We start from the raw sequence: 25,652 nt of genomic DNA on the forward strand, positions 1-25,652 counted from the left end.
CTGCTTCGTGGGCTGCTACCTGGCCGAACTGGAGCGCGGTTCCCGGCCGTTGGACGCGGCCCGGTTCGCGTCCGTCGCCGCCGGGCTGTCCTGCACCCGGGTCGGAGCCAGGGCGGGACAGCCCGGCCGGGCGGAGGTGGCCGCCGCCCTCGCCGGGCCGCCGCCCCGGTGACCCGTCAGGTCTCGTGCGTATCCCGCGCGGGGCCGTGCGTATCCCGTGCGGGACCGTGTGCGTACCCCGTGTGTGTCAGGTGTACGGGTAGAAGCCCGACCCGGTCTTCCGGCCGAGCCGTCCCGCGTCGACCATGCGCTGCAACAGCGGGGGAGCGGCGTACAGCGGCTCCTTGAACTCGGCGTACATCGAGTCGGCGACGGAAGCGACCGTGTCGAGGCCGATCAGGTCGGCGAGCTTCAGCGGCCCCATCGGGTGGGCGCAGCCCATCTCCATGCCGTTGTCGATGTCCTCACGGCTCGCGATGCCCGACTCGAACATCCGGATCGCGGAGAGCAGATACGGGATGAGCAGGGCGTTGACCACGAAGCCCGAGCGGTCCTGGGCGCGGATGGCGTGCTTGCCGAGTATGTCCTGCACCAGCGACTCGGAGCGGGTCACCGTCTCCTCGGACGTGGTCAGCGCCGGGATCAGTTCGACGAGCTGCTGCACGGGGGCCGGGTTGAAGAAGTGGATCCCCATGACCTGGTCGGGCCGGGAGGTCGCGACAGCCAGCTTCACCAGCGGGATCGAGGAGGTGTTGGAGGCCAGGATCGCGTCCTGGCGGGTCACCACCTGGTCGAGCACCTGGAAGATCTCCGTCTTCACCTGCTCGTTCTCCACGACGGCCTCGATGACGAGGTCGCGGTCGGCGAACTCCCCGAGGTCGGTCGTGAAGCTCAGCCGGCCGAGCGTCGCGTCGCGCTCCTCCTCGGTGATCTTCCCGCGCTCCGCGGCCTTCGAGAGAGAGTTGTGCAGCCGGGTGCGGCCGATCTCCAGAGCCTCACCAGTGGTCTCGGCGACCATCACCTCCAGGCCGCTGCGGGCGCAGACCTCTGCGATCCCCGCGCCCATCTGGCCACAGCCCACCACTCCGACGCGTTCGATGTCGGTCACATCCAGCCTTTCGCAGATCGTCGCGGGCGAGTACCCCGTATGGTTCCGGCGCCCGCCCGGCCCCCAGACGTTACTCCTGACCTGCGGGTGGCCGGGGCGCCGGGTTAACCATCGCTCACTGCACAGAACGGGACTTTTACTGTCATCTCGTCCTGGAACGCTGAGTGACCGCGATACAGACGAGGACCGCGACGGCGGCGACCGGAGCGGCCACCGGGAGATGTTCGCCCAGCAGCAGGACCGACCAGACCAGGGTCAGCAGCGGCTGGGCGAGCTGGAGCTGGCTGGCCCTGGCCACCCCGATCTCCGCCATGCCCCGGTACCAGACCACAAGCCCGAGGAACTGGGAGCCCGCGGCCACCCAGAGCACCCCGGCGACGCTGTGGCCGGTGAGGTGGACGGGTTCGATGGCCAGCGCCACGACGGTGGCCGGCACGGCCAGCGGCAGGCAGAGGACCAGCGCCCAGCCGATCACCCGCCAGCCGGGCATCTCACGGGCCAGCCGGCCGCCCTCGGTGTAACCCGCGGCGCAGATCAGCAGGGCGCCGAAGAGATACATGTCACCCGTGGACACCGCGCCACCGGACTGCTGCACGGTGAAGGCGATCACCACGGCCGCTCCGGCCAGCGCGGCGGCCCAGAAGGCGCGGGACGGCCGTGCGCCGGTCCGCAGTGCGGAGAAGGCGGCCGTGGTGAGCGGCAGTAGCCCCACCACCACAGCGGCGTGCGAGGTCGTGGACGTCTGCAGCGCGAGCGTGGTGAGCAGCGGGAAGCCCAGGACCACCCCGGCGGCCACCACGGCCAGACCGGCCCAGTGCCGCCGCTCGGGGACCGGGGCGTGCAGGGCGAGCAGGGCGCCGCCCGCCAGCAGGGCGGCGAGCACGCAGCGTACGGAGACGAGCGACCAGGGCCCGAAGCCCTCAAGGCCCCAGGCGGTCGCGGGAAACGTCAGCGAGAAGGCGATGACACCGAGTCCGGCGAGCAGAGTGCCGTTGCGGCCCGCGTGGCCGGTCCCGCCCGCTGTGCCTGCGTCCCTGCCGCCGACTGCTATCGAGGGATCGCCGGTAGCGCTATTCTGTACTCTCATGTACGAGAGTAGCAGCGTGGCCGCACTGGTGAAATCGCTGAAAGCGGAGCTGCACCGCTATCCGGTCGATGGAAAGCTGCCGTCGAGCCGGGCCATGGTCGAGTCCTACCGGGTCAGCCCGGTGACCGTCTCCAGGGCCCTCGCCCAGCTCGCCGCCGAGGGGCTCGTCGTGACCCGGCCGGGCGCCGGGGCGTTCCGGGCGCGGCCCCGCAAGGACACCGCACGCCCCGGTGACACCTCCTGGCAGGAGATCGCGCTCAGCGCCGACGGCGCGACGGACGCGGCCCCGCGCGCCGTGGACGCCTCCGGGGTGCTGGTCACGCTCGCCGCGCCGCCACCTGGCGTCATCGAGTTCAACGGCGGCTATCTGCACGCCTCGCTCCAGCCGGAGCAGGCCATGGCCGCCGCCCTCGCCAGGGCGGGCCGCAGGCCGGGCGCCTGGGGGAGGCCGCCCGTCGACGGGATCCCCGAGCTGCGCGAGTGGTTCGCACGCGGGATCGGCGGACTCGTCACCGCGGCCGACGTCCTGGTCACCGCCGGCGGCCAGAGCGCGCTCAGCACAGCCCTGCGCGCCCTCGCCCCGCCGGGTGCATCCGTACTCGTCGAATCCCCGACCTACCCGGGCATGCTGGCCGTCGCACGGGCCGCGGGGCTGCGGCCCGTGCCGGTGCCGGTGGACTCCGACGGCGTACGCCCCGCGCTGCTCGCCGACGCGTTCCGTGCCACCGGATCCCGGGTCTTCGTCTGCCAGCCGCTCTTCCAGAACCCGACCGGGGCTGTCCTCAGCGACGCCCGCCGCCCGGAGGTCCTGCGGATCGCCCGCGAGGCGGGGGCGTTCGTCGTCGAGGACGACTTCGTCCGCAGGCTCGTCCACGAGGACGCGGGCCCCCTGCCGAGACCGCTGGCCACCGACGACCACGACGGAGTGGTCGTCCATGTCTGCTCGCTCACCAAGGCGACGTCGCCCAGCCTGCGGGTGGGGGTGCTGGCCGCCCGGGGGCCCGTGTACGAACGGCTGCGCTCGATCCAGGTCGTCGACAGCTTCTTCGTCCCCCGCCCGATTCAGGAGGCCACCGTGGAACTGGTCGGCTCGCCCGCGTGGAACCGTCATCTGCGCTCTGTGTCCGGCCAGTTGAGGGACCGCAGGAACACGCTGACCGCCGCGCTCCGCGCCGGCCTTCCCGAGCTGGACCTCCCGTACGTCCCCAGCGGCGGCTACCACCTGTGGCTGCGGCTGCCCGACGGCACGGACGAGGCGGCGGTGGTCTCGGCGGCGCTCCGCGCGGGCGTCGCCGTCGCACCGGGCCGCCCCTACTTCTCCGCAGAACCGCCCGCCCCGCATCTGCGGCTCAGTTTCGCCGGGGTGGCCGGGCAGGGCGAGATCACCGAAGGGGTACGGCGGTTGCGTACGGCGTGCGACGAGGTGCTCGGCTAGAAGCTGCCCTCCCCGGGGGCTGTGCGGGCCCGGCCGGTTCGCCGCCGCCTCTTGACCCGTCCGGGTTTCGGTCGCACGATCGCGCCCATGAGCGTTCGCGTCACGCTGGTCGCCGCCGCACGCAGTTCGTCCCGGCTCGCCGAGCGCTTCGACGACGACCGGCCACTCGACCACGCGGGCTGGCACGAGGTGCAGCTCTCGGCGGGCTTCCTGGTGCCGCTGGCCGCGGCCGAGCTGCGCTACTGCTCGCCCACCGCGCGCAGCCGCGCCACCGGCGACGCACTCGGCTTCGCCCCGCTGCTCCAGCCCGCCCTGAGCGACTGCGACATGGGCCGGTGGCGCGGGCTCACCCTGGCGGAGGTGACGGCGCGCGAACCCGCGGCGGTCGACGTCTGGCTCTCCGACCCGCGCTCCGCCCCGCACGGCGGCGAATCGCTCCTCGGCTTCATCTCCCGGATAGGGAACTGGCTGGAGACCCGCCCGCCGTGCGACGGCTCCATCGTCGCGGTCGCCGAACCCTCCGTCGTCCGGGCCGCCCTGGTCTACGCGCTGAAGGCGCCGCCGTCGACGTACTGGAACGTCGATGTGCCGCCCCTCTCGACGGCGACCCTGACCGGTCTGCCGGGCCGCTGGAGCCTGCGCCTGGAGACGGCCGCCCGCTGACCCGTCAGGGCAGTGCGGGCGGTGTCCAGTCGGCGTGCCGCAGGACCATCCGTACCGCGGTACGTGACGGGGCGAGCTGCAGCGCCGTGTTGCGCAGGGACACGGCGAGCGGGTGGCTGAGCCGCTGTCCCATCCGGCCGGCCTGCCGGGCGGCCCGGGCCACCGACTGGCCGCGGGGCCGGCGCTCGGCGTCGTACCGCACGAGCGCGGACTCCACCGTGCCCGCACCGGCGAGCGCGGCGGCCAGGGTGACCGCGTCCTCCAGCGCCTGGCAGGCGCCCTGGCCCAGATGGGGCGTCATGGCATGCGCGGCATCGCCCAGCAGCGCGACCCGGCCCACGGCGTACGAGGGCAGCGGGGTGACGAGCTCGCCGACGTCGTGGTGGAGGACGGCGTCCGGGCGGGTCGCGTCGAGCAGGGCGGGGATGGGGTCGTGCCAGCCGCCGAACCTGCGCCGTACCTCGGCGAGCGGGTCCGTGTGGCGCACCCCGGCCGGGGAGTTGACCACCGCATGCCACTCGGCCCGGCCGTCGGTGAAGGCGATATGGCCGAACTCGGCGCCGCGTCCCCAGGTGAGTTCGAAGTCCGACCGCAGCCCGACCGGGTGCTCCGTGATGGCGCGCAGCACGGTCGAACCGGAGTGGACGGGGCCCGGATGCCCGGGAAACAGGCCGCCGCGCACCCGGCCCGCGATGCCGTCCGCCGCCACGACCAGATCCGCGCCGAGCACGGTGTCGCCGTGGCGCACCAGCACCCGGGCCGGGTCGGAGCGGTCGACGGAGGTCACATCGGCACCCACGACAAGAGACCCGGGAGGCAGCGCGGCCCGCAGCAGCCGGTGCAGCGTGGCACGGGGGATGCCGACGATGGGAGTGCCGAGCGCACGCTCCAGGGCGGCGCCGTCCATCCGGGCGAGCCATCTGCCGTCCGGCCTGCGGGTGCCGCCGGTGTACTGCGGCCGGGCAGCGCCGCGTACCTCATCGCCCACCCCCAGGGCGTCCAGGGCGCGGATGCCGTTGGCCGCGAGGGAGATCCCGGCGCCCGCATCGCCGAGGACCGGGGCGCGCTCGACGACCGTCACCTCCCAGCCGATACGCCGCAGGCCGATCGCGGCCGCCAGCCCGCCGATACCGCCGCCGATCACCACCGCGCTGTTCCCCATGCCGGTCTCTCCCTCGGTCCCGGGCCGCCGGCCTTCCCTGCCCGGCCGCCGTCCGCGCCTGTGCGCGCAGCTCTTTCTACAGCTGTAGAAAGAGCCGTGGGGCGAGCGTACTACGCGCTTTCTACGGATGTAGAAAGCGGGTGCGGAAACGGGTGTAGAAAGAGGGGCATGACTGGAGATCGACGCACGGTCCTCGCCGACGCGGCCATCGGGGTACTCGCCGACGAGGGGATGCGCGGCCTGACCCACCGTGCGGTGGAACGGGCGGCCGGTCTGCCGCCCGGCACCACATCGGCGTACTTCCGCAGCAGGAAAGCGCTGCTCACGGCGCTGGTCCGCCGGCTCGTCGCACTGGACCAGGCGGAGCTCCAGGAGGCGGGGGAGACGGCGCCTGTGCCGCGGGACGCCGGTGAACTGGCCGAAGCCGTCGCCGTGTTCGCCGAAGGCCGGCTCGGCGGCGAGGGGCGCCGCCGGTCGCTCGCCCGGTACGCGTGTGCCGTCGAGGGCGTACGCCACCCGGAGTTGCGGGAGATCCTCGTCCCGCGCGAGAACGCGGCGCGTGACGCCGTACGCGCCTTCCTCGCCGCGCGGGGCGTCGCCGACGCCGAGGGACGCACCCTGACCCTGCTGGCCTGCGTGGACGGGCTGATCTTCGACCGGCTGGTGGGCGGCGGGGGTGTGCCGCGCGAGGAGATCCAGGGGCTGATCGCGGCGGCCCTGCGCTGACGCGCGGTGGCGGCGGCGCCCGGTCAGGCCGGGTCCAGTGCCGCCTTGAGATTGCGCAGCGTGGTCCGGATGTTCTTCTGCTGGAACACCGCGAAGACGTAGCCGCGGGTCGCGATCCGGTCGAAGGCGTTGGCCGCGAAGTCAGGCCAGGCGCGCCGGTCGTCCGTCCAGGTCTCGGTGACCTTCGTGCCCGTAGCGGTGCTCTCGAAGCGGTACTCCCAGGTGGCGATGGGCCCCCGCAGCCGGGGCCGCTTGATCCCGATGGCGTGCACCCGGAACGCGAACCGCTCGCCGGGGTCGGCCGCCGTCACCGTGCAGCGCGTCGTCCAGCGGAAGGCCCCGCGCTTGTTGTGCCCGTCGAAGGTCATGCCGACGAATGCGGCGGTGTCCGTCCCGCTCAGCGTCGCCCCGAGGTTCTCCGGGCTCCACCTCCCCATCAGTGCGGGGTTGCTGACCTGCTCGTACACCGCGGACGGTGCGGCTTCGACGTCGATGCTGGCGGACACTGAGAATGTGCGGGCCACGGTGGCTCCGTTCCTCGGGCCCTCGACCCTACCGGTCGGTAGTAACGGTGTCAGTGCCGACCGCCAACCGGTCAGGAATCGAGAAGCACGGGGGCGCGAGCCGCATTAGCGTGAAGTGCATGGAGGCCGGCGCGCACACAGGGTGGCCGCGGCCCACGACTTCAGGAGCGATCATGACCGGACCGGCGGCCCAGGGAATCAAGACCGTGCTGCACCCCGTCTCCGACCTGGCGGCGGCCAAGTCGGTCTACACGGCCCTGCTCGGCGTGGCGCCGGTGGCCGACGAGTCCTACTACGTCGGCTTCGAGGCCGGCGGCCAGCACATCGGGCTTGTGCCCGGCGGGGCGGAGCAGGGCATGACCGCTCCTGTCGCCTACTGGGAGGTGCCGGACATCGAGGCCAAGCTGGCCGAGGTGACCGCCGCGGGTGCCGTGCTGAAGGAGCCCGCGCACGAGGTCGGCGGGGGCCGCCTGGTGGCCACGTTCACCGACCCCGACGGCAACGTGCTGGGCCTGCTCCAGGACCGGTGACGGACAAGGGCCGTCCAGTCCCGTGACAGGATGACCGGCCCTTGTCCGCGACAGAGTCCCGCGGCAGGGCCCCGCAACAGCGCGGCAGAGCCCCGCGGCAGAAGCCGGGGACCCCGGCTGCGGGACCCCGGAGGTCCCGCAGCGGGACCCCCGGAGGTCCGACAGATGGAGAGACGGTAAGCATGGCCAGGAGGACGGGCGAACAGCCGCCTGCGTCGCACATCGCCGACAGTCACGGCCTGATCCGCGTACACGGTGTGCGGGTGAACAACCTCAAGGACGTCAGCGTCGAGATCCCGAAGCGCCGGCTGACGGTCTTCACCGGCGTGTCAGGCTCGGGCAAGAGTTCACTGGTCTTCGGCACGATCGCCGCCGAGTCGCAGCGGCTGATCAACGAGACCTACAGCGCCTTCGTGCAGGGCTTCATGCCGATGCTGGGGCGGCCCGACGTCGACGTCCTCGAAGGGCTGACGACCGCGATCATCGTCGACCAGCACGGGGTATCCCCTGGTCGAAGAGCTGGGGGAGGGATCGGCGCCGACCCGCGCTCCACGGTCGGCACCGCGACCGACGCCAACGCGATGCTGCGGATCCTCTTCAGCCGCCTCGGCAAACCGCACATCGGCTCGCCGCAGGCGTTCTCCTTCAACGTCGCCTCGGTCAGCGGAGCGGGCGCGGTCACCATGGAACGCGGCGGCAGGACCGTGAAGGAGCGGCGCAGCTTCAGCGTCACCGGCGGTATGTGCCCGCGCTGCGAGGGCCGGGGCGCCGTCACCGACATCGACCTCACCCAGCTCTACGACGACTCCAAGTCGCTGGCCGACGGCGCGATCACCGTCCCCGGCTACAAGGCGGGCGGCTGGAACTACCGGCTGTACAGCGGGTCGGGCTTCTACGACCCGGACAAGCCGATCCGTAAGTACACCAAGAAGGAGCTGCACGACTTCCTCCACCGCGAGCCGACCCGGATGAAGATCGAGGGCATCAACATGACCTACGAGGGGCTGATCCCCCGGGTCCAGAAGTCGATGCTCTCCAAGGACCGGGAGGCGATGCAGCCGCACATCCGGGCGTTCGTGGACCGGGCGGTCACCTTCACCGTCTGCCCCGAGTGCGACGGCACCCGGCTCGGGGAGGCGGCCAGGTCCTCGCGGATCGGCGGGACCAGCATCGCCGACGCGTGCGCGATGCAGATCAGCGACCTGGCCGAGTGGGTCAGGAGCGTCGACGACCCGTCGGTGGCGCCGCTCATCGCCAAACTGCGCCAGACCCTCGACTCGTTCGTGGAGATCGGCCTCGGTTACCTCTCGCTCGACCGGCCGTCGGGCTCGCTGTCCGGCGGCGAGGCGCAGCGCGTCAAGCTGGTCCGCCATCTCGGCTCCTCGCTCACCGATGTCACCTATGTCTTCGACGAGCCCACCATCGGCCTGCACCCGCACGACATCCAGCGGATGAACGACCTGCTGCTACGGCTGCGGGACAACGGCAACACGGTGCTCGTCGTGGAGCACAAGCCGGAGACGATCGCGATCGCGGACCACGTGGTCGACCTGGGTCCCGGCGCGGGTACGGAGGGCGGCACCGTCTGCTTCGAGGGCACCGTCGAGGGGCTGCGGGCCGGTGACACCCTCACCGGCCGCCATTTCGACGACCGGTCCGCGCTCAAGGAGAAGGTGCGTACGCCCACCGGCAAGCTGGAGATCCGCGGGGCGACGGCCCACAATCTGCGCGATGTCGACGTCGACATCCCGCTCGGCGTCCTCGCGGTCGTGACCGGTGTCGCGGGCTCGGGCAAGAGCTCGCTGGTGCACGGGTCGATCCGCGCGGACGACGGCGTGGTGTCGATCGGCCAGGAGGCGATCCGTGGCTCACGGCGGAGCAACCCGGCGACGTACACCGGGCTGCTCGACCCGGTCCGCAAGGCGTTCGCGAAGGCCAACGGTGTGAAGCCCGCGCTGTTCAGCGCCAACTCGGAGGGCGCCTGCCCCCACTGCAACGGCGCGGGCGTCATCTTCACCGACCTGGCGATGATGGCCGGCGTCGCCAGCGTCTGCGAGGAGTGCGAGGGGAAGCGGTTCCAGGCCGCGGTTCTCGACCACCACCTCGGCGGCCGCGACATCAGCGAGGTGCTCGCGATGTCGGTGGCCCAGGCGCGGGAGTTCTTCGGCGCTGGGGAGGCGCGCACTCCGGCCGCGCACGCGATCCTCGGCAGGCTCGCCGACGTCGGGCTCGGGTATCTCAGCCTCGGCCAGCCGCTCACCACGCTGTCCGGCGGCGAGCGGCAGCGGCTCAAGCTGGCCACCCACATGGCCGAGAAGGGCGGTGTCTACGTACTGGACGAGCCGACCGCCGGCCTCCACCTCGCCGATGTCGAGCAACTGCTCGGTCTGCTCGACCGGCTGGTGGACTCCGGCAAGTCGGTCATCGTCGTGGAGCACCACCAGGCGGTGATGGCGCACGCCGACTGGATCATCGACCTCGGCCCCGGCGCGGGCCACGACGGCGGCCGGATCGTCTTCGAAGGAACCCCGGCGGACCTGGTCAGTGACCGCTCCACCCTCACGGGCGAGCACCTCGCGGCCTATGTGGGTGCCTGACGGCGTGGGCAGGCCCGACGACGTGGCTGCCTGACGGCGCGCGGCTGTCCGGGGGCAGCCCGCGCTGTCAGGGTGGGTCACTTCCGCGCGTTCAGATGGCTCCGCCGGCCCTCGTGATCGAGGATGCAGAGGATCTCGGCCGGTCCGCCGTGGCAGCGGAGCGCGTGCGGGACCATCGTCGGGAACTCGGCCGCCTGCCCGGCCTCCACCCGGATGGCGCGCCCGCCCAGGTGCAGGACCACGGTGCCGGAGAGCACGGTGAACCAGTCCCTGCCGGGATGGACACCGAGATCGTCGGGCGCGACGGGTCCGGCGCCCCCGGCGGTGATACGCATCTTGGCGACGGTCATCCCACCGGGGCCGTCGTCGCGGCTGAGCAGCCAGGTCGTCAGCCCGCGCCGCTCGTCCTGCTGGGGGCGGATGACGACGTCCGCGTCGTTGACGGGCTCCACGAGCTGGTCGAGGGAGGTGCCGAGTGCGCGGGCGATGGCCGCCAGCTGATCGAGGTTGATCCGGCGGTGACCCGTCTCGATACGGCTGAGCTGCGAAGGGCTGATGCCGGCGCGTTCGGCCAGATTGTCGAGCGACCAGCCGCGGGCCCGGCGCAGCCCGCGGATCCGCAGGCGGACGGTGCTGTCCAGAGCGGAGTCGGGTTCTTGCTGCATGGGCAAGAGCGTATGACGGCCCGGCAGGACCGGCCTACCGTCGGCGTATGAGTACCGACCCGCACCACGCCCCCTCCGGCCACGCCTCCCACCACACCTCCGGTCACACGGGTCACCCGGGCGCAGCCCCGGAGGACGTCGCCATGGCGGAGCTCCTGGAGCTGGACGCCGCGGTGCTGCACACGTACACCGCCGAGCTGACCGGCTGGCTCGCCGGCTTCACCGACCGTGCGCCCACGCGCATCCTGGACATCGGCAGCGGGCCCGGCACCGGCAGTTTCGCGCTCGCCCGCCGCTTCCCCGGTGCCACCGTGACAGCGGTGGACCACTCGCCGCAGATGCTGCACCGGCTCACCCGCAGGGCCGCGGCCCAGGGGCTCTCGGACCGGATCGGCACACGGCAGGCGGACCTCGACCGGGAGTGGCCGCGTACGGGCCCCTGCGACCTCATCTGGGCGGCGGCTTTCCTGCACCACCTCGGGGAGCCGGGAAAGGGCCTGGCCCGCGCGTTCGCCGGGCTGCGCCCCGGCGGTCTGCTCGCCGTGACGGAGATGGACTTCTTCCCCCGCTTCCTGCCCGATGACGCGGGCGCCGGGCGGCCGGGTCTCGAAGCCCGCCTGCACGCCGCCACGGACACCCGGCCCCCGGCCGACTGGAGCGGCCACCTCGCCGCGGCGGGCTTCAGGCCGGTGGCCACGCGGCCCTTCGCCATCGCCCTGGCCGCCCCGCTGCCGCCGGAGACGAACCGGTATGCCCAGGTGTGCCTGCGCAAACTGCGGTCCCACGCCGGAGCACTGCTGTCCGCGGACGACCTGGCCGCACTCGACACGGTGATCGGCAGCGGCGGGCCGCTCGGGGTGCTGCAGCGCCAGGACCTCACGGTCCGCACCACCCGCACCACATGGGTCGTCCGAAAGCCCTGACCGTCCGCCGCTGCCCGTCACCGTCACCGTCGCCCGGCTCGCCGACCCGGGCCCGGCCCTGCCCCGGCCTGCCTCTTCTCCTGTGATGTTCAAATGTCTGATGTTTGTGTAGTCTGCCGTCATGAAGCGCATCAGCACACCGCGGAGGACGGCAAGCCTGTCCTCGCAGCTCGTGGACAGCCTCCGCTCGCACATCGAGGCCGGTGGATGGCCGGTGGGTACGCGTATCCCGCCGGAGCAGGCCCTCATCGAGGAGCTCGGGGTCGGACGCAGCACGCTGCGCGAGGCGCTCGGCGCCCTCGTCCACCTGGGCCTGCTGGAGGCCCGCGTCGGGGACGGCACGTACGTCCGCGCGTCGAGCGAGCTCCAGTCGGTCATGGTCAGGCGGGCGAGTTCCGCGCAGCGGGACAACGTTCTCGAACTCCGTACCGTCCTGGAGGAGTACGCCTCGGGTGCCGCTGCCCTGCGTCGCAGCGAGGACCAACTGCACCAGCTGCACGAGCTGTTGGACGACGCCGACGCGGCCTGCGCCGGAGCGGACCCGTCCGCGGCCAGGAGTGTCGACGCCCTGTTCCACCGGGCCGTCGTCCGGGCGAGCGGAAACGACCTCCTGGTCGAGGTGTACGACTACCTCGGTACGGCTCTCACCGCCTCGCTGGGCGGCCTGCCCTGGGATGCCGCCCGCGCCGAGGAGCACGCCGGTCTGCACCGGCGGCTCGTCGACGCGATCGAGGCAGGGGACGAGAGCGGCGCCCGTGGCGCGGCAGCCGCGATCGTGCGGCTCACCGGCGACCACCAGGCGGAGACATCACCAGCGGGGGAGGAGCGGTGAACAAGGAGTCGTCCCCGATACCGGGCCGGCCCGGCACATCGGGACCGGGCCGGCCCTCCTTACCGGCGCCGCCGGCCGGCGACATCACCCGGCCCGCCGTGTCGGTCGGGCTCGTCTTCGCGATCTGCCTCGTGGCGGCGAACCTGCGTACCGGTCTCACGGGTGTCGGTACGCTCCTGCCGGCGATCGAGCACGGCAGCGGCCTGACACCGAGCTGGGGCGGGCTGCTGAGCACCCTCCCGCTGCTGACGTTCGCCGCGACATCGCCTCTGGTGGCCAGAGCCTCGCACCGCTTCGGCACCGCACGGCTGCTGGTGGCGGCCCTCGGGGCGCTGGCCGCCGGAACCGCGATCCGGTCGGTGCCCTCGGTGATCTGCCTCTTCACGGGGACCGTGATCCTCTCCGCCGCCATCGCGTTCGGCAATGTGCTGCTGCCCGCGCTGATCAGGCGCAGCGTCCCCGCCCACCGCATTCAGGGCGTCAGCGCCCTCTACGTCACCGTCATGGGCGTCACGGCCGCGGTCTCCTCCGGGATCTCCGCGCCGCTTTCCCACACCTTGCCGGGTTCCTGGCACACCGCACTCGCCTGGGGAATCGCCTTCACCGTCGCGGCGTTCCTCGCGTGGCTGCCCCGCACGCGGGGCGACAGACCCCTGGCCTCCACCGGCGTGACCCGCAGTCAGGTCCCGTGGCGGTCGCGGATCGCCTGGCAGGTCAGCGTATTCATGGGCCTGCAGTCCCTGGCCTTCTACACCGCCGTCGCCTGGCTGCCCAGCATTCTGATCCGCCGTGGCACCACCAGCACCGCGGCCGGGTGGATGCTCTTCTACTACCAGCTGATCGCCCTGGCGGCCAGCAGCCTCCTGCCCCTGCTCACCCGGGGCCGGCGCGACCAGCGCTGGACGGCGGCCGGGGCTTCGGTCCTTGTGGCCGCCGGCTTCGCCGTGCTGGTGTCCGTCCCCGCGCTGTCCGTCCTGGCGTGCACCCTGCTCGGTCTGGGCGGCGGCGTGTGCCTCGTCCTCGCGCTGACCTTCCAGAGCGAACGCGCCGGCAGCTCCGGTGAAGCCGCCGCCCTGGCGGGCATGGCGCAGTCCGTCGGCTACCTCGTCGCGGCGGCCGGGCCCCTCCTGCTCGGCGTCCTGCACGACACCATGGACAGCTGGACCTTCCCGCTCGTCGCCCTGGTGGTCCTCAGTGTCGCCATGGCCGGTGCCGGATACGGCGCGGGCCGCGACCGCCAAGTGGGCCGGTCCGCCCGCTGAGCGTCTGCGGATACGACCCGCGGCCAACTCCCTGCTCTTCCCTTCCTCTCCCCTGGTTTTCCCTTCCTCTCCCTGCCTCCAAGGCCACGAAGGAGACACCCCATGACTGCCTCACAGCCCCCGGCCGACGAGCTCGGCGCACGTACCGCCCGGCGTGCCGCTCACCTGTACGCGACAGATCAGCAGTTCCGCGCCGCAGCGCCGCTCGACACCGTCACCGAGGCGATCCGGCAGCCGGACCTGCCGCTCGCCGAACTGGTGGCCACCGTGATGGAGGGGTACGCCGACCGTCCCGCCGTGGGCGAACGTGCCACCGAGCCGGTCACCGACCCGCACACGGGCCGCACCACGCTGCGCCTCCTGGGACGGTTCGACACGCTCACCTACGGCGAACTGTGGGAACGGGCGGGCGCGGTGGCCTCCGAGTGGCAGCACCACCCCGGCCACGCCGTGGGCCCCGGCGACTTCGTCGCGGTACTCGGCCACACGGGCGCGGACTTCACCACGGTGGATCTGGCCTGCGTCCGCTCCGGTGCGGTGTGCGTCCCCCTCCAGGCGGGTGCCGCTGCGGGGCACCTGTCGCCCATCGTCGCGCAGACCGCACCGCGCCTGCTCGCGGTGGACGTGGCACACCTCGATGTCGCACTCCAGGTCGCGGCGGACGCCCCGTCGCTGGGCAGGATCGTCGTATTCGGCGTCCACCCCGAGGCCACCGCCCACCGGGAGGCGCTGGAATCCGCGCACGGCCAACTCGCCGAGCAGAGAAGGGGCGTGGCCCTGGACACACTGGCATCGGTCGTCGAGCGGGGCAGGACGCTGCCGTCCGCTCCCCGGAGCGCCGCGGAGCGGACGGCCGACGCGCTCAGCACGCTGATCCACACCTCGGGCAGTACAGGCACGCCCAAGGGCGCCATGTACACCGAGCGTCTTGTCACGCGGTTCTGGGTCGACTTCGTGCCCGGCCAGGAGCTGCGCCCGTCCATCGTGCTCAACTACATGCCCCTGAGCCACATGGTGGGGCGGGGCGTGCTGTTCAGTACGCTCGCCAAGGGCGGCACCGCGTACTTCGTCGCGTCGAGCGACCTGTCGACCCTCTTCGACGACCTCTCCCTGATCCGCCCCACCGAGTTCCTCATGGTGCCCCGCATCTGCGACATGCTCTTCCAGCGCTATCAGGGCGAGCTGACCCGCCGGCACGAGGAAGGGCAAGGGGAGGGCGAGCGGAGAGATGACGCGGCCCGGCAGGCGGACCGTGCGAAGGAGGAGCTGCGGGAGAGGACCCTGGGCGGGCGCCTCCTGTGGGCCGTCAACGCATCGGCTCCGCTGAGCGCGGAGATGACGGCGTTCGTGGAGAGCTGCCTGCACGTCAGGATGCGCGACGGTTACGGGTCGACGGAGGCCGGGATCGTCTCGCTCGACGGCCGGGTGCTGCGTCCTCCGGTGACCGACCACAGACTGGCGGACGTGCCCGAGCTGGGATATTTCCGTACCGACTCGCCGCACCCCAGGGGCGAACTGCTGATCAGGTCCGACCGGCTCGTCCCCGGCTACTTCCGGCGGCCGGACGCCACCGCCCAGGTCTTCGACGAGGACGGTTTCTACCGCACCGGCGACATCATGGCCCGTGTCGGCCCGGACGAGCTGGTGTACGTCGACCGCCGCTCCCACGTCCTCAAGCTGTCACAGGGCGAGTTCGTGGCCGTTTCCCGTCTGGAGGCCCTCTTCACCGGCAGTCCGGCCGTACGGCAGGTCTTCGTGTACGGCAACAGCGCACGCGCCTACCTGCTCGCGGTCATCGTCCCCGCCCAGGACGCGCTCGACCGCGCCGGGGGCGACACCCGGCGTCTCCGGGCGGTCCTGAGCGAGTCCCTGCGACGTGTCGCGACCGAGGCGGGCCTCAACTCGTACGAGATACCACGGGACTTCCTCGTCGAGACCGAGCCGTTCAGCGGGCAGAACGGGCTGCTCTCCGGGATGCGCAAGCTGCTGCGCCCCGCACTGACGAAGCGCTACGGCGACCGTCTGGAAGCGCTCTACGACGAGCTGACCGAGCGCGAGAGCGACGAACTCCAGGCACTGCGCCGTACCGGTCGGGCCGGCCCGGTACGGGAGACGGTGCTCCGGGCCGCCCGGGCGCTGCTCGGACACCAGCAGGGTGATGTGCGGCCCGGCACACGCTTCACCGAACTCGGCGGTGACAGCCTCTCCGCGCTGTCGTTCTCCCAGCTGCTCAAGGAGATCTTCCACGTCGATGTCCCCGTCGACGTCGTCATCAGCCCGGTCGGCACGCTCCAGCGGGTGGCCGATCACATCGAGCAGGCGCTCGCGCCGGGGCACCACCGTCCCACCGCCGCAGGCGTCCACGGTCCGGGTGCGACACGGCTGATGGCGGGCGACCTGTCGCTGGACGCGTTCCTCTCCACGGAGACGGTGGCGAAGGCCGGCAGGCCGGCCGGTCCGCTGCCCGAGGCGCGGACGGTCCTGCTGACCGGCGCCAACGGCTACCTGGGCCGCTTCCTGTGCCTCGAATGGCTGGAGCGCGTCGCGGAGCGCGGCGGCAGGCTGGTGTGCGTGGTCCGCGGCAGTACCGACGAGCAGGCCGCGGCGCGGCTCGACGCGGCTTTCGACAGCGGCGACCCGGAACTCCTGCGCCACTACCGCGACCTGGCGGCCGGCCATCTGGAGGTGGTCGCCGGTGACGTGGGCGAGAGCCGGCTCGGGCTCGGCGACGAGACCTGGCAGCGGCTGGCCGACACCGTGGACCTGATCGTTCACCCGGCGGCGCTCGTCAACCATGTCCTGCCGTACGACCAGCTGTTCGGCCCCAATGTGCTGGGTACGGCCGAACTGATCAGGCTCGCGGTCACCTCCCGGATCAAGCAGTTCACCTACTTGTCGACGGTCGCGGTCGCCTTCGGTTCCGAGGCGGCGGCCGACGAGACGGCCGACATCCGCACGGTCTGCGGGGTGCGCGACCTCGACAGCGGTTACGCGAACGGCTACGCGGCCGGCAAATGGGCGGGCGAGGTGCTGCTGCGCGAGGCGCACGACACCTTCGGGCTGCCGGTCGCCGTGTTCCGCTCGAACCTGATCCTGGCGCACCCCCGCTACCGGGGCCAGCTGAACATCCCGGACGTGTTCACGCGCCTGTTGCTGAGCCTGCTGGCGACGGGCATCGCCCCGGGCAGTTTCTACGCCGGGGGGACGGGTGGCGGCGCCGGGCACTACGACGCACTTCCCGTGGACTTCACAGCGCGGGCCGTCGCCTCGCTGGGCGACCGCGCACGCGAGGGCTACCGGACGTTCAACGTGGTGAACCCGCACGAGGACGGGATCTCACTCGACACCTGCGTCGACTGGCTGGCGGCGGCAGGACACCCGCTGGTGCGCATCCGCGATTACGACGAGTGGCTCGCCCGCTTCGGGACAGCCCTGCGCGGCCTGCCCGACCGCCGGCGGCAGCACTCGCTGCTTCCCCTGCTGCACGCCTTCGCACGGCCGCAGGAGCCCCTGCCCGGTTCTGCCCTGCCTGCGGACCGGTTCCGCGCGGCCGTGCGGGCCGCCGGTCTCAACGACGAGAACGACATCCCCCATCTGTCGCAGGACCTGATCACCAAGTACGTGGCGGACCTCCGGGCACAGGACCTGCTGTGACCGGACGATCGTCAAGAAGAGGTTGACGACTCCTGTGCGTCAACTTACTCTTGACGCATGAGTCCACTCGACATCAGCCTCGCCGACCTGATCGCCCGTCTCGACGAGGAACTCCCCGGAGCCGACGAACTGTCCCGTATCAGCGAGGCGCGGCTGCGCGCCCAGACCCTGTCGGACCTCGGTGACCAGCTCATCGACCACTACGTCAGCAAGGCCAAGCAGACCGGCGCGTCATGGACCGAGATCGGCGACGCCATCGGGGTGACCAAGCAGGCCGCCCAGCAGCGCCACACACCATCCGCGTTCGACCGGTACACCAATCTCAACCGGCACAGCATCGTGCTGGCGCAGGAGGCCGCCCGTACGCACAAGCACGACTTCATCGGCACCGAACACATCCTGCTCGGCCTGCTCGGTGAGCCGCGCGGCCTGGCGTACGAGGTGCTGATCGCGGAGGCCGGGCCTGAGCAGCGCATCCGCGACGCGGTCGGGGGGGCGCTGCCGCCGGCCGGGAAGAAGGCGCCGCGGGGCCACATCGCGTTCCGCCCGGAGAGCAAGGAGGCCATCGACCAGGCGCGCCGCGCGTCGGTCGATCTCGGTCACGACTGGGTCGGCACGGAGCACACCCTGCTGGGCCTGATCCGCGCCGACGAGAGCCCGGCCGCACAGATCCTGCGCTCCCTCGGCTTCACGCGGGACGGGCTGCACGAGACGGTCAGGAGGGAGATCGCCGAACGGCTCGCCGCGCGCGACGAGCGGTAACGAGGCGAGCCGTATCGCTCAAGGTCCCCGCTCCCGCGGTCGACATGATGCCCATGGGATTCATGTACCGAGGCCGCCTCGCACGTGTGCTGACCGCAGGACTCGTACTCACCGTCGTCTGTGGTGTCACGGCGGCGGCCGACGAGGCGCCGCGGACGGTGGTGGACGAGCCGGGACTGACCGGTGCGGCCAAGCTCCACCGCAAGGCCGGTGACGACATCCACTTCGCGTTCGACGCCCATGGCCTGGCGGGAAAGGCCCACGGCACGTTCGGCTTCAGCCACTACGGCGGGAACGTCGGTGCGGGCGGCGGCTACGCCACCGGGCGCATCGACTGTCTGCTCTCCGGTGGGGCTGTCGCCGTGGCGACCGGTGTCATCACCCGCACCGACATCGCCGGGTGGGCGGGCTGGCGCGTGGGCTTCACCGTCGACGCCGGTACGCACCCGCAGCGCCTGGGCTACAGCTGGGCCGCCGGCGGTGATCCCGCGAGCATGGACGTCGCGCCGTGCCTGAGTTCCGCACCGATCGAAACCGTCGAGGACGGAGGCTTCACCGTCGCGCCGTTCGATCCCGGGCTCTGAGGTCCCGCTGCTGTGAGCGGGCAGTCCGGACGACTGCCGTGCGCGTCACCAGGGCGCCGCGCCGGCGCCCTCGAAGAACATGCCGGCCGGGCCGTCGCCGACCTGGTCCGCACCGGCCGGACACGTGTCCGGCCGGTGCCCGGCCGCCCCATCGCGGTCTCATTGCATAAAAGTGCAGCAATGCGTATAGTCATGCCATCGACGAGGAGGTTTCGGTGGCGGTACGTGCAGCGGTGGCAGGGGCAAGCGGATACGCCGGCGGGGAACTCCTCCGCCTGCTGCTCGGCCACCCGGATGTCGAGATCGGTGCGCTCACCGGCAACTCCAACGCGGGGCAGACGCTCGGCGCCCTGCAGCCGCATCTGCGGCCGCTGGCCGGGCGGGTGCTCCAGCCGACCACCGCTGACGTCCTCGCCGGACACGACGTGGTCTTTCTCGCGCTCCCGCACGGGCAGTCCGCCGCCGTCGCCGAGCAGCTCGGTGACGACGTCCTGGTCGTCGACATGGGCGCCGACTTCCGGCTCAAGGACGCCGGGGACTGGGAGCGGTTCTACGGCTCCCCGCACGCCGGGACCTGGCCGTACGGTCTGCCCGAGCTGCCCGGCGGGCGGGCCGCCCTCGCCGGGTCCAGGCGGATCGCCGTTCCCGGCTGCTACCCGACAGCGGTGTCCCTCGCGCTCTTCCCCGCGTACGCGGCCGGTCTCGCCGAGCCCGAAGCGGTGATCGTCGCCGCCTCCGGCACCTCGGGCGCGGGCAAGGCGGCCAAGCCGCACCTGCTCGGCTCCGAGGTGATGGGCTCGATGTCGCCCTACGGCGTCGGCGGTGGCCACCGCCACACCCCCGAGATGATCCAGAACCTCAGCGCGGCGGCCGGCGAGCAGGTCACCGTCTCCTTCACCCCGACCCTCGCGCCGATGCCGCGCGGCATCCTCGCCACCTGCACCGCGAAGGCCAGGCCCGGAGTGAGCGCCGAAGCGGTCCGCGCCGTGTACGAGAAGGCCCTCGCGGACGAGCCGTTCACCGAGCTGCTCCCCGAGGGACTGTGGCCGTCGACCGGCGCCGTCCACGGCTCCAACGCCGTGCAGATCCAGGTCGCGTACGACGCCGCCGCCGGCCGGATCGTCGCCGTCAGCGCCATCGACAACCTCACCAAGGGCACCGCGGGCGGCGCCCTGCAGAGCATGAACATCGCCCTCGGACTCCCCGAGGACCGAGGGCTTTCCACGATCGGAGTGGCGCCGTGAGCGGCGCCGGCGGGGCCGCGGCCCGGCACGTACGGACAGAGGCGAACGAGGAGATGCAGTGAGCGTCACGGCAGCGAAGGGATTCACGGCGGCGGGCATCGCCGCCGGGATCAAGGAGAGCGGCGGCCCGGACCTGGCCCTCGTGGTCAACACCGGGCCCCGGCTGGCCGCCGCTGGAGTCTTCACCTCCAACCGCGTCAAGGCCGCGCCGGTCCTCTGGTCCGAGCAGGTGCTCAAGGGCGGGACCGTCGGGGCGGTCGTCCTCAACTCCGGTGGCGCCAACGCCTGCACAGGGCCCAAGGGCTTCCAGGACACCCACGCCACCGCCGAGAAGGTGGCCGGGGTCCTCGGCTCCAACGCGGGCGAGGTCGCGGTCGCGTCGACCGGCCTCATCGGTCTGCCGCTGCCCATGGACAAGCTGCTGCCCGGTATCGAGCGGGCCGCCGCCGAACTCTCCCCGCACGGCGGCGCGAAGGCGGCCATCGCCATCAAGACCACCGACACCGTCCACAAGACCGCCGTCGCCGGCGGGGACGGCTGGAGCGTCGGCGGGATGGCCAAGGGCGCGGGCATGCTCGCCCCCGGCCTCGCCACCATGCTCGTCGTGCTCACCACCGACGCCGACCTGGACAGCCCCGTGCTCGACCGGGCGCTGCGCGCCGCCACCCGTACGACCTTCGACCGGGTCGACTCCGACGGCTGCATGTCCACCAACGACACCGTGCTGCTGCTGGCATCCGGCGCCTCCGAAGTGGTGCCAGGCGAGGCGGAGTTCGCCGAGGCCGTCCACACCGTCTGCGCCGACCTGGCCCGCCAGCTGATCGGCGACGCCGAGGGCGCCAGCAAGGACATCAGGATCGAGGTGGTCAACGCGGCCACCGAGGACGACGCCGTCGAGGTGGGCCGCTCCATCGCCCGCAACAACCTGCTGAAGTGCGCCATCCACGGCGAGGACCCCAACTGGGGCCGGGTGCTCTCCGCGATCGGCACCACGTCCGCCGCCTTCGAGCCCGACGAGCTGAACGTCGCCATCAACGGCGTCTGGGTCTGCAAGAAGGGATCGGTCGGCGAGGACCGCGACACGGTCGACATGCGGTACCGCGAGGTCACCATCACCGCGGACCTCGCGGCGGGCGGCGATTCGGCCGTGATCTGGGCCAACGACCTCACCGCCGACTACGTCCACGAGAACAGCGCGTACAGCTCATGAGCACCCGTAAGCACACCGCGCTCCCCAAGGCACAGACCCTCATCGAGGCGCTGCCCTGGCTGACGCGCCACCACGGCAAGACCGTGGTCATCAAGTTCGGCGGCAACGCCATGGTCGACGACGAGCTGAAGGCCGCCTTCGCCCAGGACGTCGTCTTCCTGCGGCACGCGGGACTCAAGCCGGTCGTCGTGCACGGCGGCGGCCCGCAGATCAGCGCACAGCTCGACCGGCACGGCCTGGTCAGCGAGTTCAAGGCCGGGCTGCGCGTGACGACGCCCGAGGCGATGGACGTCGTACGGATGGTCCTCGCGGGCCAGGTCCAGCGCGAACTGGTCGGACTGCTCAACCAGCACGGCCCGTTCGCCGTCGGCATGACCGGCGAGGACGCCAACACGATCACCGCCGTCCAGCACTTCCCGCAGATCGACGGCGAGTCCGTCGACATCGGCCGGGTCGGCGAGATCACCGGGATCGACATCGGCGCCATCGAGGCGCTCCTCGCGGACGGCCGTATCCCCGTCGTCTCCTCCATCGCCCGCAGCGCCGACGACCACCACGTCTTCAACGTCAACGCCGACACCGCGGCCGCCGCACTGGCCGCCGCGCTGAACGCCGAGACCCTGATGGTCCTCACCGATGTCGAGGGCCTCTACGAGGACTGGCCGAACAGCGACGACGTCATCAGCAGGCTCACCGCGAAGCAGCTGGAGAAGCTGCTCCCCGAGCTGGCGAGCGGCATGGTCCCCAAGATGGAGGGCTGCCTCTTCGCCGTACGCAACGGCGTCACCACCGCCCGCGTCATCGACGGGCGGGTCCAGCACTCCATCCTGCTGGAGATCTTCACCGACGAGGGGATCGGCACGATGGTCGTGCCGGACACCGCGACAGAAACCACTGGCGCCACCGAGGGGGAGTCATGAGCAACCAGGAACTCGCACAGCGCTGGCAGGGCGCTCTGATGGACAACTACGGCACGCCGAAGCTCTCCCTGGTACGAGGTGAGGGCGCCACCGTGTGGGACGCCGACGGCACCGCCTACACCGACTTCGTCGGCGGCATCGCGGTCAACGCGCTCGGCCACGCCCACCCCGCGGTCGTCGAGGCCGTCTCGCGGCAGGTCGCCTCGCTCGGCCATGTCTCCAACCTCTTCATCGCCGAACCGCCCGTCGCGCTCGCCGAGCGGCTGCTGCAGGCGTTCGGCCGCACCGGCCGGGTGTACTTCGCCAACTCCGGCGCCGAGGCCAACGAAGCGGCCTTCAAGATCGGCCGGCTCACCGGGCGTACGCACATGGTCGCCACCCAGGGCGCCTTCCACGGCCGGACGATGGGCGCGCTCTCGCTCACCGGACAGCCGGGCAAGCAGAACGGCTTCGAGCCGCTGCCCGGCGTGGTCACCCATGTCCCGTACGGCGACGCGGAAGCGCTGCGCGCGGTCGTCACGGAGAACACCGCCTTCGTCATCATCGAACCGGTCCAGGGCGAGAACGGTGTCGTCGTACCGCCCGCCGACTACCTCAGGGCCGCCCGGGAGATCACCCGGGCCACCGGCACGCTGCTGGTGCTCGACGAGGTGCAGACCGGGATCGGGCGCACCGGCCACTGGTTCGAGCACCAGGCGCACGAGGGGGTCGACCCCGATGTCGTCACCCTCGCCAAGGGCCTCGGCGGCGGGCTCCCGCTCGGCGCGACCGTGGCATTCGGCGCGGCCGCCGAGCTGCTGCACCCCGGTCACCACGGCTCGACCTTCGGCGGCAACCCGGTGGCGTGCGCCGCCGGAATCGCGGTGCTCGACACGGTCCGCACGGACGGAATCCTCGACCGGGTGAAGCGCACCGGCGAGAAGCTGCGCACCGGAATCGAGGCGCTGGGACACCCCCTGGTCGGCCATGTCCGCGGTGCCGGACTGCTGCTGGGTATCGTGCTCACCGAGTCCCGCGCGCACCGGGTGCAGCAGGCGGCTCAGGACGCAGGCTTCCTGGTGAACGTGACCGGCCCCGATGTCGTACGGCTGATGCCGCCGCTGATCATCGGCGACCGCGAGGTGGACGCGTTCCTCCAGGCGCTGCCCGGCGTTCTCGACGAGGCGAACGGGGAAGAACAATCCGCAGAATGAGGCGACGATGACCGAGGCGCAGCAGACCGAGCACGAGGTGCAGGACACCGAGCACGGCGGGCCGTCCGTGCCGCAGACCAGGACCGCCCGCCACCGCCGGATCGTGGACATCCTCAACCGGCAGCCGGTGCGCTCGCAGAGCCAGCTCGCCAGAGTCCTCGCCGACGACGGGCTGAGCGTCACTCAGGCGACGCTCTCCCGGGACCTCGACGAACTGGGCGCGGTGAAGATCCGCAACACCGGCGGTGAGCTGATCTACGCCGTGCCCAGCGAGGGCGGCTACCGCACACCGCACGCCCCGCTCGGCGAGTCGGCCAAGGAGGAGCGGATGCGCAGGCTCTCCTCCGAGCTGCTGATCTCGGCGGAGGCGTCGGCCAACCTGGTGGTGCTGCGTACGCCCCCCGGCGCCGCCCAGTTCCTCGCATCGGCCATCGACCAGGCCGAACTGCACGACATCCTCGGCACGATCGCAGGGGACGACACCCTGATGCTGATCAGCCGGGATCCGGCGGGCGGCCAGGCGCTCGCCGACCATCTGCTGCGGCTGGCCCAGAACCCGCGCTGAGAGCACGGCCGGTCCGGCCGCTGGGGTCAGTAGTTGGTCACCGCGGTCGGCCCCGAGCTGGTGCCGATCGCGATGTGCGGACGGCGCGCCGGGTCGGCCCAGGTGAGGATCCGGTCGACCGACGCCGCCGGAACGGACACACAACCGGCCGTCGCGCCGGCGCCGTTGACGTGCAGGAAGATCCCGCCGCCCCGGCCGTGCACCGGCCGCGCGTAGTTGAAGCCGATGACGAGGGCTCGCGCGTACTGCGTCGGGTAGCTGCTCAGCCGCTCCGCGTCACCGGCCCGGCAGTCCGCGGGCAGCGGGTCCACCCAGCGGTTGTACGCGGTGGACGCGTTGTCCTCGCACCACCAGGAACTCGCCTTCACCGCCCGGTAGGGGTAACGGGTCCCGGCGGGGGCCGCCTTGATCCCGAAGGCGAACGGCAGGCCGTAGATGCCGGTGGGTGTGGTGTCCGTGCCCTGCTTGCGCGTCGCGCCGTCGGCCAGCCCCTTCGCCCCGAAGCGGGCCGCGGCCGAGCCGGTCTTCTGCCAGTGCCCGTCGCGCAGGTCCCACCAGGTCAGGGTGCCGGTGGTGGAGTGCAGCGACGGGGCCTCAGCGGTGATCAGCTGGGAGCCGCCGCCGGTGTCGGCGAGCCGCTCCGGCAGGGGACGGTCACCGGCCGGCCGGGCCGCCAGGGAACCAGCGACGGCCAGCAGAACCGCACCTGCCACCAGGAATCTGCGCATGCTCCGGACCGTACGCGGCGGCCGGGCGCACCGCCCGGGCTGCTACTCCGTCCGGGGCAGACGCTCAACCGTCTCGGAGACCGCCCCGGCCTTGCGGGACCGGTACGACATCCAGGCCGCGACCAGTGCCCCCGACACGTTGTGCCAGACCGAGAAGATCGCCGCGGGCAGCGCCGCCAGCGGGCTGAAGTGGGCGGTGGCCAGGGAAGCGGCGAGCCCCGAGTTCTGCATGCCCACCTCGAAGGCCATCGCGCGGCTCCCCGGCTTCCCGAGACCGGCCGCCTTGCCCGCTCCGTACCCGAGGAGCAGCCCGAGACCGTTGTGGAGGACCACGGCCAGCAGCACCAGCGCGGCGGCCGACTTGATGGCCGCGGCGCTGCCGCCGACCACGACCATGACGATGACCGCCACGGTGAGCGCGGAGAGCCAGGGCAGCACGCCCAGCACCCGGTCCACGTAACGGCCCGCGAGGAACCGCACCAGCAGCCCCGCGAGCACCGGCAGCAGCACCGTCTTGAGGATGTCGGTCATCATCGAGCCCGCGTCGACCGGCAGATAGGCGCCGGCCAGGAGAAGTGTCAGCGGCGGTGTGACCAGCGGGGCGAGGACCGTCGAGACGGTGGCCACCGAGACCGAGAGGGCCACGTCGCCGCGCGCCAGATAGGTGACCACGTTGGAGGCCGTACCGCTCGGCGCGCAGCCGACCAGGATGACGCCCGCCGCCAACTGCGGGGAGAGGCCCAGGACATGGGCGATCAGCCAGCCGAGACCCGGCATGATCACATAGTGCGCGACCAGCCCGAGGCCCACCGCCCACGGCCGCTTCGCGACCCCCTGGAAGTCCACCTTGGTCATGGTCAGCCCCATGCAGAACATGACCACGCCCAGCAGATAGGGGACGGAGACGCTCCACCCCGCGAAGGTGTCCGGTGACGCGAGACCTATCGCCCCGGCCACCAGGACGAGTACCGGGAACACCGTGACCGCGCGGCGGGCCGCCCGGTCGGTGGAGTCGGTCTGACCGGCGGGGCCGGCGGATTCCTGGATCACCTGTTCGTTCTGCACCTGTGTGATGCAACGCTGCTCGCGCACTCCGACGCAATCCCGTCTCGTTATGTGGTCTTTACATCGATTGTGCGGGCCGGCGGTGCGGCGGTCCAGGGCCGCGTGGACAGGGCGGCCAGCCGCTCGGCGAGCGGGTCGTCGCCCAGGAACGCCACCAGCTCCGCGAGGCCGGGCGCCGTCGCAGGTCCGCGCCTGGTCACCGCACAGGCCGCC

Annotated in this window: 23 protein-coding genes; 16 read left to right on the plus strand and 7 right to left on the minus strand. The window is 72.1% G+C overall.

What is annotated here, in order from left to right; translation table 11 throughout:
• Nucleotides 1-247: 247 nt before the first annotated feature.
• Both G3I19_RS18110 and G3I19_RS18115 read right to left on the minus strand, forming a co-directional pair.
• Nucleotides 248-1,108, minus strand: coding sequence for a 3-hydroxybutyryl-CoA dehydrogenase (locus G3I19_RS18110; RefSeq protein WP_164264670.1), 861 nt, complete (start codon nucleotides 1,106-1,108; stop codon nucleotides 248-250).
• Nucleotides 1,109-1,250: 142 nt separating this feature from the next.
• Nucleotides 1,251-2,195: a DMT family transporter gene (locus G3I19_RS18115; protein ID WP_164264671.1), complete on the minus strand. Its 945-nt coding sequence runs from the start codon at nucleotides 2,193-2,195 to the stop codon at nucleotides 1,251-1,253.
• Between G3I19_RS18115 and G3I19_RS18120 the strand changes: the two genes are divergently transcribed.
• Nucleotides 2,194-3,630, plus strand: coding sequence for a PLP-dependent aminotransferase family protein (locus tag G3I19_RS18120; RefSeq protein WP_164264672.1), 1,437 nt, complete (start codon nucleotides 2,194-2,196; stop codon nucleotides 3,628-3,630). The two genes, G3I19_RS18115 and G3I19_RS18120, sit on opposite strands and share 2 nt — an antisense overlap.
• Before the next feature lie 87 nt (nucleotides 3,631-3,717).
• Nucleotides 3,718-4,293, plus strand: coding sequence for a histidine phosphatase family protein (locus G3I19_RS18125; protein WP_164264673.1), 576 nt, complete (start codon nucleotides 3,718-3,720; stop codon nucleotides 4,291-4,293).
• Between the two features lie 4 nt (nucleotides 4,294-4,297).
• Here G3I19_RS18125 and G3I19_RS18130 read toward each other — a convergent pair whose 3' ends face one another.
• The gene (locus G3I19_RS18130) at nucleotides 4,298-5,455 is read right to left on the minus strand and encodes an FAD-dependent monooxygenase (protein WP_164264674.1); all 1,158 of its coding nucleotides are present in this window, start codon (nucleotides 5,453-5,455) and stop codon (nucleotides 4,298-4,300) included.
• Between the two features lie 168 nt (nucleotides 5,456-5,623).
• On the opposite strand from G3I19_RS18130, the gene G3I19_RS18135 reads away from it, so the two are divergent.
• The gene (locus G3I19_RS18135; RefSeq protein ID WP_164264675.1) at nucleotides 5,624-6,181 is read left to right on the plus strand and encodes a TetR family transcriptional regulator C-terminal domain-containing protein; all 558 of its coding nucleotides are present in this window, start codon (nucleotides 5,624-5,626) and stop codon (nucleotides 6,179-6,181) included.
• A 23-nt stretch (nucleotides 6,182-6,204) separates the two neighbouring features.
• Here the strand turns inward: G3I19_RS18135 and G3I19_RS18140 are convergent, their stop codons facing one another.
• Nucleotides 6,205-6,705, minus strand: a complete 501-nt coding sequence (locus G3I19_RS18140; protein WP_164264676.1) for an SRPBCC family protein — start codon at nucleotides 6,703-6,705, stop codon at nucleotides 6,205-6,207.
• A 173-nt stretch (nucleotides 6,706-6,878) separates the two neighbouring features.
• Between G3I19_RS18140 and G3I19_RS18145 the strand changes: the two genes are divergently transcribed.
• A complete protein-coding gene (locus tag G3I19_RS18145; protein ID WP_164264677.1) occupies nucleotides 6,879-7,235 on the plus strand; it encodes a VOC family protein in 357 nt (118 codons plus the stop codon).
• Nucleotides 7,236-7,417: 182 nt separating this feature from the next.
• Complete coding sequence (locus tag G3I19_RS18150; protein ID WP_164264678.1) at nucleotides 7,418-9,832, plus strand: excinuclease ABC subunit UvrA; 2,415 nt, start codon at nucleotides 7,418-7,420, stop codon at nucleotides 9,830-9,832.
• A gap of 77 nt (nucleotides 9,833-9,909) precedes the next feature.
• Here G3I19_RS18150 and G3I19_RS18155 read toward each other — a convergent pair whose 3' ends face one another.
• Nucleotides 9,910-10,497, minus strand: coding sequence for an XRE family transcriptional regulator (locus tag G3I19_RS18155; protein WP_164264679.1), 588 nt, complete (start codon nucleotides 10,495-10,497; stop codon nucleotides 9,910-9,912).
• Between the two features lie 47 nt (nucleotides 10,498-10,544).
• Here G3I19_RS18155 and G3I19_RS18160 point away from each other — a divergent pair, with 47 nt between their 5' ends.
• The 11 genes from G3I19_RS18160 to G3I19_RS18210 all read left to right on the plus strand — a co-directional run bounded on the left by G3I19_RS18160 (nucleotide 10,545) and on the right by G3I19_RS18210 (nucleotide 23,646).
• The gene (locus tag G3I19_RS18160) at nucleotides 10,545-11,420 is read left to right on the plus strand and encodes a class I SAM-dependent methyltransferase (RefSeq protein ID WP_239074489.1); all 876 of its coding nucleotides are present in this window, start codon (nucleotides 10,545-10,547) and stop codon (nucleotides 11,418-11,420) included.
• Nucleotides 11,421-11,541: 121 nt separating this feature from the next.
• The gene (locus tag G3I19_RS18165; protein ID WP_164264680.1) at nucleotides 11,542-12,252 is read left to right on the plus strand and encodes an FCD domain-containing protein; all 711 of its coding nucleotides are present in this window, start codon (nucleotides 11,542-11,544) and stop codon (nucleotides 12,250-12,252) included.
• The gene (locus tag G3I19_RS18170; protein ID WP_343235134.1) at nucleotides 12,249-13,514 is read left to right on the plus strand and encodes an MFS transporter; all 1,266 of its coding nucleotides are present in this window, start codon (nucleotides 12,249-12,251) and stop codon (nucleotides 13,512-13,514) included. The genes G3I19_RS18165 and G3I19_RS18170 overlap by 4 nt, the downstream gene beginning before the upstream one ends.
• A 102-nt stretch (nucleotides 13,515-13,616) precedes the next feature.
• Nucleotides 13,617-17,168 (plus strand): carboxylic acid reductase, encoded by a 3,552-nt coding sequence (gene car, locus G3I19_RS18175; RefSeq protein WP_164264681.1) that lies wholly within the window; start codon nucleotides 13,617-13,619, stop codon nucleotides 17,166-17,168.
• A 57-nt stretch (nucleotides 17,169-17,225) separates the two neighbouring features.
• Entirely contained in the window at nucleotides 17,226-17,930 is a 705-nt protein-coding gene (locus tag G3I19_RS18180; RefSeq protein ID WP_164264682.1) for a Clp protease N-terminal domain-containing protein, read from the plus strand.
• Between the two features lie 62 nt (nucleotides 17,931-17,992).
• Nucleotides 17,993-18,514, plus strand: coding sequence for a Repetin (locus G3I19_RS18185; RefSeq protein WP_239074491.1), 522 nt, complete (start codon nucleotides 17,993-17,995; stop codon nucleotides 18,512-18,514).
• Nucleotides 18,515-18,729: 215 nt separating this feature from the next.
• A complete protein-coding gene (gene argC, locus G3I19_RS18190) occupies nucleotides 18,730-19,758 on the plus strand; it encodes an N-acetyl-gamma-glutamyl-phosphate reductase (RefSeq protein ID WP_164264684.1) in 1,029 nt (342 codons plus the stop codon).
• Between the two features lie 58 nt (nucleotides 19,759-19,816).
• The gene (argJ, locus tag G3I19_RS18195) at nucleotides 19,817-20,968 is read left to right on the plus strand and encodes a bifunctional glutamate N-acetyltransferase/amino-acid acetyltransferase ArgJ (protein WP_164264685.1); all 1,152 of its coding nucleotides are present in this window, start codon (nucleotides 19,817-19,819) and stop codon (nucleotides 20,966-20,968) included.
• Nucleotides 20,965-21,888: an acetylglutamate kinase gene (gene argB / locus G3I19_RS18200; RefSeq protein WP_164264686.1), complete on the plus strand. Its 924-nt coding sequence runs from the start codon at nucleotides 20,965-20,967 to the stop codon at nucleotides 21,886-21,888. The genes argJ and argB overlap by 4 nt, the downstream gene beginning before the upstream one ends.
• Nucleotides 21,885-23,081, plus strand: coding sequence for an acetylornithine transaminase (locus G3I19_RS18205; RefSeq protein ID WP_164264687.1), 1,197 nt, complete (start codon nucleotides 21,885-21,887; stop codon nucleotides 23,079-23,081). The genes argB and G3I19_RS18205 overlap by 4 nt, the downstream gene beginning before the upstream one ends.
• 7 nt (nucleotides 23,082-23,088) lie before the next feature.
• Nucleotides 23,089-23,646 carry an arginine repressor gene (locus tag G3I19_RS18210; protein WP_164264688.1) on the plus strand — a complete coding sequence of 186 codons (558 nt, stop codon included), beginning with the start codon at nucleotides 23,089-23,091 and terminating at the stop codon, nucleotides 23,644-23,646.
• A 26-nt stretch (nucleotides 23,647-23,672) separates the two neighbouring features.
• On the opposite strand, the gene G3I19_RS18215 is transcribed toward G3I19_RS18210, so the two are convergent.
• Nucleotides 23,673-24,374: a L,D-transpeptidase family protein gene (locus G3I19_RS18215; protein ID WP_164264689.1), complete on the minus strand. Its 702-nt coding sequence runs from the start codon at nucleotides 24,372-24,374 to the stop codon at nucleotides 23,673-23,675.
• 42 nt (nucleotides 24,375-24,416) lie between these two features.
• Nucleotides 24,417-25,439: a bile acid:sodium symporter family protein gene (locus G3I19_RS18220; protein ID WP_164264690.1), complete on the minus strand. Its 1,023-nt coding sequence runs from the start codon at nucleotides 25,437-25,439 to the stop codon at nucleotides 24,417-24,419.
• Nucleotides 25,440-25,652: the final 213 nt, after the last annotated feature.

Source organism: Streptomyces sp. SID10853 (assembly GCF_010548145.1).
In the GTDB taxonomy this organism is placed as follows: domain Bacteria; phylum Actinomycetota; class Actinomycetes; order Streptomycetales; family Streptomycetaceae; genus Streptomyces.